Consider the following 13,125-nt stretch of genomic DNA (forward strand, 5'->3'; position numbering starts at 1 on the left):
TGCCCGAGGCAGCCCCCATGACCCAGACCTTTGATATTGCCGTGATCGGCGCCACCGGCACCGTTGGCGAAACCCTGGTGCAGATCCTCGAAGAGCAGGACTTCCCGGTGGGCAACCTGCACCTGCTGGCCAGCAGCGAGTCGGCCGGGCATTCGGTGCCGTTTCGTGGCAAAAACGTGCGGGTGCGGGAAGTCGACGAATTTGATTTCAGCAAAGTCCAGCTGGTGTTCTTCGCTGCCGGCCCTGCGGTCACCTTGAGTTTCGCGCCGCGCGCCACTGCCGCCGGCTGCACGCTGATTGACCTCTCCGGCGCCTTGCCGGCCGATCAGGCGCCGCAAGTGGTTCCGGAAGCCAACGCCCAAGTACTGGATGGCCTGAAAAAACCGTATCAGGTCAGCAGCCCAAGCCCATCAGCCACCGCTCTGGCTGTGGTATTGGCGCCACTGCGCGGCTTGCTGGATATCCAGCGCGTCAACGTCACCGCCAACCTCGCTGTTTCCGCCCAGGGCCGTGAGGCCGTCAGCGAGCTGGCCCGGCAGACCGCCGAGTTGCTGAACGTGCGCCCGCTGGAGCCGAAGTTCTTCGACCGGCAGATGGCTTTTAACCTGCTGGCCCAGGTCGGCAAGCCTGACGCCCAGGGCCACACCGCCCTGGAAAAGCGCCTGGTGCACGAATTGCGCGCCGTGCTGGAAATGCCTTTGCTAAAGATTTCCGTCACTTGCGTTCAAGCCCCGGTGTTTTTTGGCGATAGCCTGACTGTGTCCCTGCAACTGGGTGCAGCGGTCGATCTCGCCGCCGTCAACCGTGCACTGGACGCCGCGACGGGTGTCGAGCTGGTGGAAGAGGGCGATTACCCTACTGCTGTTGGCGATGCGGTCGGTCAGGACGTGGTCTATGTGGGTCGGGTTCGCGCCGGGGTCGATGACCCGGCGGAACTAAATTTGTGGCTGGCGTCAGATAACGTACGCAAAGGGGCCGCATTGAACGCCGTACAACTGGCGCAGTTGTTGATAAAAGGCCTTGTGTAAAAGATACTTGGCCGCAATTTGTAGATTGATTCTAGCCAGGCGCTATGCTTGGCCCCAAGATGGAAAGATTGCGCGTCGGTGACCTATCGGCTCGCCATGCCTTATGGCAGCGGTTACCAACCTTCTCGCAGGCCGGGGAGTGTTCAAACAAAGGATGAGGCTATGGTTCAAGTTCGCAAACTGGTGTTAGCAATAGCGGCCGCCTCGGCGCTGTCCTCCGGTATGGCGCAAGCACTGCAACTTGGGGAGATGACCCTCAAGTCGACGCTGAACCAGCCGCTGTCGGTGGAAATCGAGTTGCTCGACGTCGGTGGCCTGACGGCCTCCGAGATCACGCCCAGCCTGGCTTCGTCCCAGGCCTTTGTGGATGCGGGCGTCGATCGCCAGGCTTTCCTGAATGACCTGACCTTTACCCCGGTGGTCAATCCCAACGGCCGCAGCGTGGTGCGTGTCACCTCCAGCAAGCCGCTGCCTGATTCCTATGTGCGTTTCCTGCTCCAGGTGCAATGGCCCAACGGCCGCCTGATGCGCGACTACAGCGTGTTGCTGGACCCGGCCAAGTTCGACCCGTCGGCCCCGGCAGCCAGTGCACCTGCACCCGCGCCCCGCTTGAACTCGCCTGCGACGGCTCCGGCAATCAGCAAGCCCAAGGAACACACCACGACTTCCCACGACACCTTGTGGGAAATCGCCGCGAAGAATCGCAATGGTGCCTCGGTGCAGCAGACCATGCTGGCCATCCAGGCGCTGAACCCGGGCGCCTTTATCGACGGCAACATCAACCGCATGAAAACCGGCCAGGTCCTGCGCCTGCCGGATTCGGGGCAGAGCACCAGCCTGCCGCAGCCCCAGGCGATTGCTGAAGTGACTGTGCAAAACGCTGCGTGGCGCGAGGGCCGTCGCGGTGGCAATCAGCTCGCCGGCAAGGCGCAACTCGACGCCACCAAGCGTACCCAGGCGGGTAACGCGCCGTCGCAGACCAGTACCAAGGACAACTTGAGCCTGGTCTCGGCCGAAGCCGCCAAGAAAGGCGTGAAGGGCGGGGCTGGCGACAGCCGCGCCTTGAACAACAAGCTGGCGGTGACCCAGGAAAGCCTGGATTCGACCCGTCGCGAAAATGAAGAACTGAAAAGCCGCATGGCTGACCTGCAAAGTCAGCTGGACAAGTTGCAGCGGCTGATCGAGCTCAAGAACAATCAACTGGCCAAGTTGCAGATCCCGGGCGGCGCTGCGGCGCAGCCTGCTGCCCCGGCTGCGATGCCGGCCGAGCTGGCTGCACAACCGGCCGCGCCGGTTGCGGCAACTCCGGCCGCGGCTCCGGTCGAGACGCCGGTCAAGGCTGACGCGGCGCCTGCTACCACTGAAGGCAAATTCAATGACCTGCTGACCAACCCGATCGTACTCGGTGTGATCGGCGGCGCAGCGGGTTTGCTGGTGCTGTTACTTCTGCTGCTGTGGGCTCGCCATCGCAACGCGCGCCTTGAAGAAGAAAAGCACCTGCGCATGGCGCGCGCGTTGGCTGAAGAGCCGGAGTTTGCACCGAACATTGATCACGACCTGCCGTCTGACAGTTTTGAAGGCCTTGATGTACCGCCGCCGAACGTCAAGCTGGCTCCAGCTCCAGCCCCGGCGGCAGTGGTTGCTCCGGTTATTGCACCGGTTGTCGCCCCTGTTGCTGCCGAGCGCCCAACCGACGCCCTGGCGCAAGCCCAGTCGCACATCGACCGTGGCCACCTGAACCAGGCCGCTGAAGTGCTGGAAGATGCGATCAAGCAAGAGCCTGCCCGTAGCGACCTTCGTCTCAAACTGATGGAAGTCCACGGTTTGCAGGGCAACAAGGACGGGTTTGTCACCCAGGAGCGCCAACTGGTCGCCAATGGCGAGAATCACGCCCAGGTTGAACAACTGAAAAGCCGCTTCCCGGCCATGGCCGTACTCGCGGCGGGCGTCAGCGCTGCCGTCGCTGCTGCTGCCCTGGATGCCCAGTACGTCAAGGACCTGCTCAAGGACGAACCCGCGCCACCTGCACCTGCACCGGAGCCGGAAGCGGAACCTGAGCTGGACGCATTTGACACCGACTTCGACCTGAGCCTGGACGATCTGGAAGCCGCTTCCCCTGCCGTGGTCAACCCGCAGGTGGACGACCTGAGCTTTGAATCGGTGCTGCAACAGCAGACCGAGGCCAAGGCCAGCGAGGAAGACCTCTCGGACTTCGACCTGGACCTGCAACTCGATCCGCCATCGTCGACCCAATCCGACGACGACTTCCTCTCCGGTCTTGAAGACCAGATGAAGGACCTGCCGCCGGTAGAGCCGCCGACCCTGACGCCGGCTGACCTGGACGACCTCGACCTGCCGGAAGATTTCGACCTGTCCCTGGCCGACGAGCCCGAGGCGCCTGCAGCGGCCAAGCCGGATGCGTTCGCCTCGGAGCTTGACGACGTCAACGCCGAACTGGGTCGCCTGTCGCAAAGCCTGGAGCATCCGCCGATCGAACCGTCCTTCACCGAAGAAGACGCGGCATTGGGTGGCGACGAGCCGGAATTCGACTTCCTCTCCGGTACCGACGAAGTGGCGACCAAACTCGACCTGGCCCAGGCCTACATCGACATGGGCGACGCCGACGGCGCGCGGGACATCCTTGCCGAAGTGCTCAGCGAAGGCGATGACGGTCAAAAAGGCGAAGCCAAGGAAATGCTCAGCCGACTGGCTTGATACACGCGGTAAACACAACGGCAGCCTTCGGGCTGCCGTTTTGCCATCCGGGCACCAAACCCATGGCGTCCCCGGCGCGCGGCCTTATAATGGCTGCCTTTGCGCAACTCATCAGGCTCTCAGTTCTTGGCAAATATAGATAACGCGGCCGCCGAAATGGCGGCCGCAGGCTTTTTCAGAATCGCCCTGGGCGTGGAATACAAAGGCTCACGCTATCGCGGCTGGCAGCGCCAGGCCTCCGGCGTGCCGACGGTGCAGGAAACCCTGGAGAAGGCCCTGTCGAAAGTCGCCGACTCGCCGGTGTCGCTGATGTGTGCCGGGCGTACCGACGCCGGTGTGCATGCCTGTGGGCAAGTGGTGCACTTCGACACCCAGGCCGAGCGCTCGATGAAGGCGTGGGTGATGGGCGCCAATATCAACTTGCCCCACGACGTCAGCGTCAGTTGGGCCAAGGTGATGCCGGCGGACTTTCATGCGCGCTTCAAGGCGATCGCCCGGCGTTATCGCTATGTGATCTACAACGATCAGATCCGCCCGGCTCATCTCAACGAAGAAATCACCTGGAACCACCGCCCGCTGGACGCCGAGCGCATGGCCGAGGCCGCGCAGCATTTGGTGGGTGTGCATGATTTCAGCGCGTTTCGTGCCGGCCAGTGCCAGGCCAAGTCGCCGATCAAGGAAGTCCATCACCTGCGGGTGACCCGCCACGGCAAGATGATCGTCCTGGATATCCGCGCCGGCGCCTTCCTGCACCATATGGTGCGCAATATCGCCGGGGTGCTGATGACCATCGGTACCGGCGAGCGCCCGGTGGAGTGGGCCAAGGAGGTGCTGGAAAGCCGGGTTCGCCGCACCGGCGGCGTTACGGCGCATCCGTTCGGCCTGTACCTGGTGGATGTGGAGTACCGCGACGAGTTCGAACTGCCGCAGCGGTTCATCGGGCCACACTTCCTCACAGGTTTCAGCGAACTTGGCGGCTGACGCCCTCAAAAGCATTTGTTACCATCCGGGACTTTCCCGGATAAGCCCTGAGGTTTCATCGACATGCCTGCCGTTCGCAGCAAGATTTGCGGGATTACCCGCATAGAAGACGCGTTGGCGGCGGTCGAGGCGGGGGCCGATGCCATCGGTTTCGTGTTTTATGCCAAAAGCCCGCGGGCGGTGAATGTGTTGCAGGCGCGGGCAATCATTGCCGCGTTGCCGCCGTTCGTGACCACCGTTGGGTTGTTCGTCAACGCCAGCCGTTGCGAACTCAATGAAACCTTGGATGCCGTGCAACTGGACATGCTGCAGTTCCATGGCGATGAAAGCCCCGATGAATGCGAAAGCTACCAGCGCCCTTACATCAAGGCGCTGCGGGTCAAGGCCGGCGACGATATCGCGTCGGCGTGCGCTGCCTATGCCGGAGCTCGCGGGATTCTTCTCGACACTTACGTCGAAGGCGTTCCCGGCGGTACCGGCGAAGCGTTTGACTGGTCGCTGATTCCGGAGGGCTTGAGCAAGCCGATCATCCTCGCGGGCGGTCTGAACCCGGGCAACGTGGCCAGCGCCATCGGGCAGGTTCGGCCGTATGCCGTGGACGTCAGCGGCGGGGTAGAGCAGGGCAAGGGCATCAAGGATCACGCAAAGATTCGCGCATTCATGCAGGCCGTGCGCGACAGCAGTGGGACGATGTGACGGCTGGCAGTCTGCCGCCGTCCATAACTACCACTGTGTAAAACAGGCCGGCGCCGCCTGTGGGAGGCCCGGAAATAAAGTGGCAACCCTGCATCGCAGGTTGTCTGGAAGGCTGAGGGCGCAGGCAGGAAATGGCAGGTCGAACGTCTGACCCCGTCCAGCGTGTGTCATCGCCACATATGAATTTAGCTCAAGGGCATACGCGGGGCTGTGTTCAAGCCACCGGTACTGGAGAAAGAAAGCATGAGCAACTGGTTAGTAGACAAACTGATCCCCTCGATCATGCGTTCCGAGGTGAAAAAAAGCTCGGTTCCTGAAGGTCTTTGGCACAAGTGCCCTTCCTGCGACGCGGTGTTGTACCGCCCGGAGCTGGAAAAGACCCTGGACGTTTGCCCCAAGTGCAACCACCACATGCGTATCGGCGCCCGCGCCCGCATTGATATCTTCCTCGACGCCGATGGTCGCTCCGAACTGGGCGCTGACCTGGAGCCGGTTGACCGTCTGAAATTCCGCGACGGCAAGAAGTACAAGGACCGCCTGACCGCGGCCCAAAAGCAGACCGGTGAGAAGGACGCGCTGATTTCCATCAGCGGCAAGCTGCTGGGCATGCCGGTGGTAGTTTCCGCCTTCGAATTCTCCTTCATGGGTGGTTCCATGGGCGCCATCGTGGGCGAGCGTTTCGTACGTGCCGCCAACTACGCCCTGGAAAACCGCTGCCCGATGATCTGCTTTGCGGCCTCCGGCGGTGCGCGGATGCAGGAAGCGCTGATCTCTCTGATGCAAATGGCCAAGACCTCCGCGGTGCTGGCGCGTCTGCGTGAAGAAGGCATTCCGTTCATCTCCGTACTGACCGACCCGGTCTACGGCGGCGTTTCTGCCAGCCTGGCGATGTTGGGTGACGTGATCGTGGGGGAGCCAAAAGCCCTGATCGGTTTCGCCGGCCCGCGTGTTATCGAGCAAACCGTTCGCGAAAAACTGCCGGAAGGCTTCCAGCGCAGCGAGTTCCTGCTGGAACACGGCGCGATCGACATGATCATCGCCCGTTCCGAGCTGCGTCCACGCCTGGGCAACCTGCTGGCACAAATGATGGGCCTGCCGACACCTGTGTACGTGGCGCCTAAAATCGAGCCGATCGTCGTGCCGCCGGTGCCTGCAAACATATGACCCAACGTACCCTGGGCGAATGGCTCGCCTACCTTGAGCAGTTGCATCCGTCAGCCATCGACATGGGCCTGGAGCGCTCGCAACAGGTAGCGGCCCGCCTCGGGTTGGGCAGGCCGGCGCCGCGAGTCATCACGGTGACCGGCACCAACGGCAAGGGCTCTACCTGCGCCTTTGTCGCCGCCTTGCTGCAAGCCCAGGGCCTGAAGGTCGGCGTTTACAACTCGCCGCACCTTTTGCGCTACAACGAGCGGGTGCAACTCAATGGCGTCGAAGCCACTGACGAGCAGCTCTGTGAAGCCTTCGCCGCACTCGATGCCGGGCGTGGCGAGATTTCCCTGACCTATTTCGAGATGGGCACGCTGGCGGCGTTTTGGCTGTTTGAGCGTGCGCAATTGGATGTAGTTGTGCTGGAAGTCGGCCTGGGCGGGCGTCTGGACACGGTCAACGTGGTGGATGCCGACCTGGCGCTGATCACCAGCATTGGTGTCGACCACGCCGACTACCTGGGTAACACCCGTGAATCCGTGGCCTATGAAAAGGCCGGGATCTTCCGTCAGGGCAAGCCTGCACTGTGCGGCGACCTGGATCCGCCGCATACCCTGCTGGACAAGGTGCGTGAGCTGGATTGTCCATTCTTCCTGCGTGGGCGCGATTTCAACCTTGAAGTTGGCGACCAGCATTGGCAATGGCGCGGGCTTGATGCGCGCGGCCAAACCGTTGAATTGCGCGACCTGCCGCTGCTGAACCTGCCGATGGAAAACGCCGCGCTCGCGCTGCAAGCCTACCTGCTGCTGGATTTGCCCTGGCATGCCGAGCAAATTGCCGCTACGTTGCAGGCTACTCGCGTGGTGGGGCGCCTTGATCGGCGCAACTTCGACTGGAATGGCAAGCGCCTGAACCTGCTGCTGGATGTAGGGCATAACCCTCATGCCGCTGAATACCTGGCCAAGCGCCTGGCGCGCACGCCACCCGCCGGTCGCCGCCTGGCGGTGTTCGGGCTGTTGTCCGACAAGGACCTGGAAGGCGTGGTTGCGCCATTGCTGGGCAACGTTCAAGCCTGGGCAGTGGCGCCGCTGGATACGCCGCGCAGTCGTCCTGCTGTCGAGTTGCTGGTTGCGTTGCAGAACCTTGGTGCGTCGGTGACGTCCCATGCAAGCGTGACAGCCGCCCTGGAAGCCCAGTGCGCGATTGCAACGCCTGACGATGAGATTCTGTTGTTCGGATCATTTTATTGTGTTGCCGAGGCACTCGAGTGGTTGGCCCGGCGCTCCACGGAGGAAGCTGCACATGGCATTACTGGATAGCGCATACAAGCAGCGAATGGTTGGAGCCCTGGTTCTGGTGGCGTTGGCGGTGATTTTTCTGCCGATGCTGTTTTCCCGTCAGGACGAGCAGCGCCAGGTAACCGTTGAAGCCCCGGCTGCGCCCCAGGCGCCGGCGGTGCCTCAGGTTCAGATTGAGCCGGTGGTGGTTCCCGAGCCGCAAGCGCTGCCGGAAGAAGAGCCGGTGCCAACCGATGATGAAGTGGCTGCGCAGCAGGCGCCGTCGATGCCGGTTCAGCCGAGCGTACCGGTGGTGAAGCCCTCGCCTGCTGCTCCGGCAGTTGCGGCCAAGCCTGCGACGCCAGCGCCGGCGCCAAAGCCTGTGGCACCGCAGCCGGCAGCTCCAGGTAAGCCGGACGTGGGCCAGAGCCGCATTGATCCGAATGGTTTGCCGATCAGTTGGTCGATCCAACTGGCTAGCCTGGCTAACCGCGAAAGCGCCGAAGCCTTGCAGAAAACCCTGCGCAGCCAGGGTTACAACGCCTATATCCGCACTGCCGATGGCAAGAACCGGGTATTTGTCGGGCCGCTGATCGAGCGTGCCGAGGCGGATCGCCTGCGTGACTCGCTGGATCGCCAGCAAAAGCTCAAGGGCTTTGTGGTTCGCTTCCAGCCAGAGAAGGGCTGAGCGCGCACGGATTAAAGCTGGAATGCAGGAAATGTGGGGGCGGGCTTGCTCGCGAAGGCGGTGTATCAGTCAGCCATCTATTGGCTGGCCCACCGCTTTCGCGAGCGAGCCCGCTCCCACCTGTGTTTTGGGTGTGTCGCGACAGGCGGGTTCTCGCTTTAACCCATTGATTTCAAATGCACTGCCAATCACAGCTTACCGATAGCCCGGCGCTCTGCTAAAATGCGCCGCCTTATCCGTCTGTAGGCTGAACTGTGCCATTTACCTGGGTTGATTGGGCGATCGTTGCAATCGTCGCCATCTCCGCTTTGATCAGTCTAAGCCGCGGCTTCGTTAAAGAAGCATTGTCGCTGCTGACATGGATCATCGCAGGGGTTGTAGCCTGGATGTTCGGCGGTTCATTGTCCGTCTACTTGGCCGGATACATCGAAACACCTTCGGCTCGCGTCATCGCGGGCTGCGCCATCATGTTCATCGCCACGTTGTTGGTGGGGGCAATGGTCAATTATCTTATCGGCGAATTGATACGCGTCACCGGCCTCTCCGGGACCGATCGATTTCTCGGCATGGCCTTCGGCGCCGCGCGTGGCGGCTTGCTGGTGGTCGTGGCGGTCGGGCTGTTGAGCCTGGGGCCGGTACAGCAGGATTCGTGGTGGCAGGAGTCTGTACTCGTGCCAAAATTTCTATTGGTTGCAGATTGGTCCAAAAACCTCATTTTGGGGTGGAGCAGTCAGTGGCTGGCCAGCGGGATCAGCATACCCGCTGATCTTCCGTTCAAGGAACACCTCTTACCGGCCAAAACGCCTCAGTAAGTTGTGTTCAGTCAAGATTCATTAAGTAGGGGTTGCGTCGCATGTGTGGCATCGTCGGTATCGTCGGTAAGTCGAACGTGAATCAGGCGCTGTATGACGCGCTAACCGTCCTCCAGCACCGCGGCCAGGATGCTGCCGGTATTGTGACCAGCCACGACGGCCGGTTATTCCTGCGCAAGGACAATGGTCTGGTGCGTGACGTGTTCCATCAGCGCCACATGCAGCGCCTGGTCGGGCACATGGGCATTGGCCACGTGCGCTACCCGACTGCGGGCAGCTCGACGTCGGCCGAAGCCCAGCCGTTTTACGTCAACTCGCCGTATGGCATCACCCTGGCGCACAACGGCAACCTGACCAACGTTGAACAGCTGGCCAAGGAGATTTACGAATCTGACCTGCGCCACGTCAACACCAACTCGGACTCCGAAGTGCTGCTGAACGTGTTCGCCCACGAGCTGGCCCAGCGTGGCAAGCTGCAGCCGACCGAAGAAGACGTGTTCGCTGCCGTGACTGACGTGCACAACCGTTGCGTGGGTGGTTATGCCGTCGTGGCGATGGTGACCGGCTACGGCATCGTCGGCTTCCGCGACCCGCATGGCATCCGTCCGATCGTGTTCGGCCAGCGTCATACCGACGAAGGCGTCGAGTACATGATCGCTTCCGAAAGCGTTTCCCTGGACGTGCTGGGCTTCACCCTGATCCGCGACCTGGCGCCGGGCGAGGCGGTCTACATCACTGAAGACGGCAAGCTGCACACTCGTCAGTGCGCGCTGAACCCGAAACTCACCCCGTGCATTTTCGAACACGTCTACCTGGCGCGTCCGGATTCGATCATCGACGGTGTTTCGGTGTACAAGGCGCGTCTGCGCATGGGTGAGAAGCTGGCGGACAAGATCCTGCGCGAGCGTCCGGATCACGACATCGACGTGGTTATCCCGATTCCGGACACCAGCCGCACCGCAGCGCTGGAACTGGCGAACCACCTGGGCGTGAAATTCCGCGAAGGCTTCGTCAAGAACCGTTACATCGGCCGTACGTTCATCATGCCCGGCCAGGCAGCACGCAAGAAGTCGGTACGCCAGAAGCTCAACGCGATCGAGCTGGAATTCCGCGGCAAGAACGTGATGCTGGTGGACGACTCCATCGTACGTGGCACCACTTGCAAGCAGATCATCCAGATGGCCCGTGAGGCCGGTGCGAAGAACGTTTACTTCTGCTCCGCCGCGCCAGCCGTGCGTTACCCGAACGTGTACGGCATCGACATGCCGAGCGCCCACGAACTGATCGCCCACAACCGTTCGACCCAGGACGTTGCGGACCTGATCGGCGCTGATTGGCTGATCTACCAGGACCTGCCGGACCTGATCGAAGCGGTTGGCGGTGGCAAGATCAAGATCGAGGAGTTCGACTGCGCAGTGTTCGACGGCAAGTACGTCACCGGCGATGTCGACGAGGCGTACCTGAACAAGATCGAGCAGGCGCGTAACGATTCCTCGAAGATCAAGACCCAGGCGGTCAGCGCGATCATCGACTTGTATAACAACTGAGTAGACACCGGCCCTGGTACCGGTGGCTGACAATGTAGGAGCGAGCTTGCTCGCGAAGGTCGTCAACGATAACGCGGGCATTCTGTATGAGCGCGCTGTTCTTGAGCCCTTCGCGAGCAAGCTCGCTCATACAGGTTATGCCTGGGGGCGTTTGGATTTTTAAAGCATTGAGTTGAGGAGTAGAGCATGAGTCAGGAATGGGATGCCGGTCGCCTGGATAGCGACCTCGATGGCGTAGCTTTCGATACCCTGGCTGTGCGCGCCGGCCAGCACCGCACCCCGGAAGGTGAGCACGGTGACCCGATGTTCTTTACCTCCAGCTACGTATTCCGCACCGCGGCCGACGCGGCTGCGCGTTTTGCCGGTGAAGTGCCGGGCAACGTTTATTCGCGCTACACCAACCCCACCGTGCGCGCGTTCGAAGAGCGTATCGCGGCGCTGGAAGGCGCCGAACAAGCCGTCGCCACCGCCACGGGCATGGCCGCGATTCTCGCGGTGGTCATGAGCCTGTGCAGCGCCGGCGATCACGTGCTGGTGTCGCGCAGCGTGTTTGGTTCGACCATCAGCCTGTTCGAAAAGTACTTCAAGCGCTTTGGCATTGAAGTCGACTACGTGCCGCTGGCGGACCTGTCCGGCTGGGACGCGGCCATCAAGGCCAACACCAAATTGCTGTTCGTCGAGTCACCGTCCAATCCTTTGGCCGAGCTGGTAGACATCGCCGCATTAGCCGAAGTGGCGCACGCCAAGGGCGCGATGCTGATCGTCGACAACTGCTTCTGTACCCCGGCGTTGCAACAGCCGCTGAAGCTGGGCGCGGACATCGTTGTGCACTCGGCCACCAAGTTCATCGACGGCCAGGGCCGTTGCATGGGCGGCGTGGTTGCCGGCCGCAGCGAGCAGATGAAGGAAGTGGTGGGCTTCTTGCGCACCGCCGGCCCGACCCTGAGCCCGTTCAATGCCTGGATTTTCCTCAAGGGCCTGGAAACCTTGAGCCTGCGGATGAAAGCTCATTGCGCCAACGCCCAGGCTCTGGCCGAGTGGCTGGAGCAGCAGGATGGCATTGAGAAGGTCCACTACGCCGGCCTCAAGAGCCACCCGCAACACGAGTTGGCCCAGCGCCAGCAGCGTGGTTTTGGCGCCGTGGTGAGTTTCGAGGTCAAGGGTGGCAAAGAGGGCGCCTGGCGCTTTATCGATGCAACCCGCCTGATCTCCATCACCGCCAACCTGGGTGACAGCAAGACCACCATCACTCACCCAAGCACCACCTCTCACGGTCGCCTGGCGCCGCAAGAGCGTGAAGCAGCGGGTATTCGTGACAGCCTGATCCGCGTTGCCGTGGGCCTGGAAGACGTTGCTGACTTGCAGGCCGATCTGGCCCGTGGGTTGGCTGCCCTGTGATCGAGTGGTCCATGGAGGCGGCAACCGCCAGTAACGGACGGGTCGCGCTGGTGACCGGCGCGGCGCGTGGCATCGGCCTGGGGATTGCTGCCTGGTTGATCAGCGAAGGCTGGCAGGTGGTGCTCACGGACCTGGACCGCGAGCGCGGTTCCAAGGTGTCCAAAGTGCTGGGTGACAACGCCTGGTTTATCACCATGGACGTGGCGGATGAGCGGCAGGTTGCCCTGGGCGTGGCCGAGGTGCTTGGCCAGTTCGGGCGCCTGGATGCGCTGGTGTGTAACGCGGCCGTGGCCGATCCACGCAATATCACTCTGGAAAGCCTCGACCTGGCTTACTGGAATCGGGTGCTGGCGGTGAACCTCAGTGGGCCGATGTTGCTGGCCAAACACTGTGCGCCGTATTTGCGGGCTCACGGTGGTGCCATCGTTAACCTGGCGTCGACCCGGGCCCGTCAGTCGGAGCCCGACACCGAAGCCTACGCAGCGAGCAAGGGTGGTTTGTTGGCCCTGACCCACGCGCTGGCCATCAGCCTTGGGCCAGAAGTGCGAGTCAATGCCGTGAGCCCGGGCTGGATTGATGCGCGTGACCCGGCTGCACGCCGCGCCGAGCCGCTGACGGACGCCGATCACGCTCAGCACCCGGCGGGCAGGGTAGGCACTGTGGAAGACGTGGCGGCGATGGTGGCGTGGTTGCTGTCGCGCAATGCGGGGTTTGTCACCGGCCAGGAGTTCGTCGTCGACGGTGGCATGAGCAAGAAGATGATTTACAGCGAGTAGGGCGCGTCACCGTCTTGAAGTGATTTTGTCTTTTTCAGAAAAACTTCAAGCGGGCTAT

The 13,125-nt window shown here is 62.1% G+C and carries 11 protein-coding genes; all 11 read left to right on the forward strand.

Annotated elements, in window-relative coordinates; genetic code table 11:
* The first annotated feature begins 17 nt into the window (after positions 1–17).
* The gene (locus CEC48_RS03700; RefSeq protein WP_088422519.1) at positions 18–1,028 is read left to right on the forward strand and encodes an aspartate-semialdehyde dehydrogenase; all 1,011 of its coding nucleotides are present in this window, start codon (positions 18–20) and stop codon (positions 1,026–1,028) included.
* 162 nt (positions 1,029–1,190) lie between these two features.
* Positions 1,191–3,743, forward strand: a complete 2,553-nt coding sequence (locus CEC48_RS03705) for a FimV/HubP family polar landmark protein (RefSeq protein WP_088422520.1) — start codon at positions 1,191–1,193, stop codon at positions 3,741–3,743.
* Between the two features lie 156 nt (positions 3,744–3,899).
* Positions 3,900–4,724 carry a tRNA pseudouridine(38-40) synthase TruA gene (gene truA, locus CEC48_RS03710; protein ID WP_088422521.1) on the forward strand — a complete coding sequence of 275 codons (825 nt, stop codon included), beginning with the start codon at positions 3,900–3,902 and terminating at the stop codon, positions 4,722–4,724.
* Positions 4,725–4,787: 63 nt separating this feature from the next.
* Positions 4,788–5,420 carry a phosphoribosylanthranilate isomerase gene (locus CEC48_RS03715; RefSeq protein WP_088422522.1) on the forward strand — a complete coding sequence of 211 codons (633 nt, stop codon included), beginning with the start codon at positions 4,788–4,790 and terminating at the stop codon, positions 5,418–5,420.
* Positions 5,421–5,663: 243 nt separating this feature from the next.
* Positions 5,664–6,584, forward strand: a complete 921-nt coding sequence (accD, locus tag CEC48_RS03720) for an acetyl-CoA carboxylase, carboxyltransferase subunit beta (RefSeq protein ID WP_088422523.1) — start codon at positions 5,664–5,666, stop codon at positions 6,582–6,584.
* Positions 6,581–7,888, forward strand: a complete 1,308-nt coding sequence (gene folC, locus CEC48_RS03725) for a bifunctional tetrahydrofolate synthase/dihydrofolate synthase (RefSeq protein WP_088422524.1) — start codon at positions 6,581–6,583, stop codon at positions 7,886–7,888. Before accD ends, folC begins: the two co-directional genes overlap by 4 nt.
* Entirely contained in the window at positions 7,872–8,534 is a 663-nt protein-coding gene (locus CEC48_RS03730) for an SPOR domain-containing protein (protein WP_088422525.1), read from the forward strand. Before folC ends, CEC48_RS03730 begins: the two co-directional genes overlap by 17 nt.
* Positions 8,535–8,788: 254 nt before the next feature.
* Positions 8,789–9,346: a CvpA family protein gene (locus tag CEC48_RS03735; RefSeq protein WP_088422526.1), complete on the forward strand. Its 558-nt coding sequence runs from the start codon at positions 8,789–8,791 to the stop codon at positions 9,344–9,346.
* 41 nt (positions 9,347–9,387) lie between these two features.
* Complete coding sequence (purF, locus tag CEC48_RS03740) at positions 9,388–10,893, forward strand: amidophosphoribosyltransferase (protein WP_003212683.1); 1,506 nt, start codon at positions 9,388–9,390, stop codon at positions 10,891–10,893.
* Positions 10,894–11,079: 186 nt separating this feature from the next.
* Positions 11,080–12,291 carry an O-succinylhomoserine sulfhydrylase gene (locus CEC48_RS03745; RefSeq protein WP_088422527.1) on the forward strand — a complete coding sequence of 404 codons (1,212 nt, stop codon included), beginning with the start codon at positions 11,080–11,082 and terminating at the stop codon, positions 12,289–12,291.
* 11 nt (positions 12,292–12,302) lie between these two features.
* Entirely contained in the window at positions 12,303–13,067 is a 765-nt protein-coding gene (locus CEC48_RS03750; RefSeq protein ID WP_088422528.1) for an SDR family oxidoreductase, read from the forward strand.
* Positions 13,068–13,125 lie beyond the last annotated feature (58 nt).

The sequence above is a fragment of the Pseudomonas sp. K2I15 genome (genome assembly GCF_002204795.1).
GTDB lineage: Bacteria > Pseudomonadota > Gammaproteobacteria > Pseudomonadales > Pseudomonadaceae > Aquipseudomonas.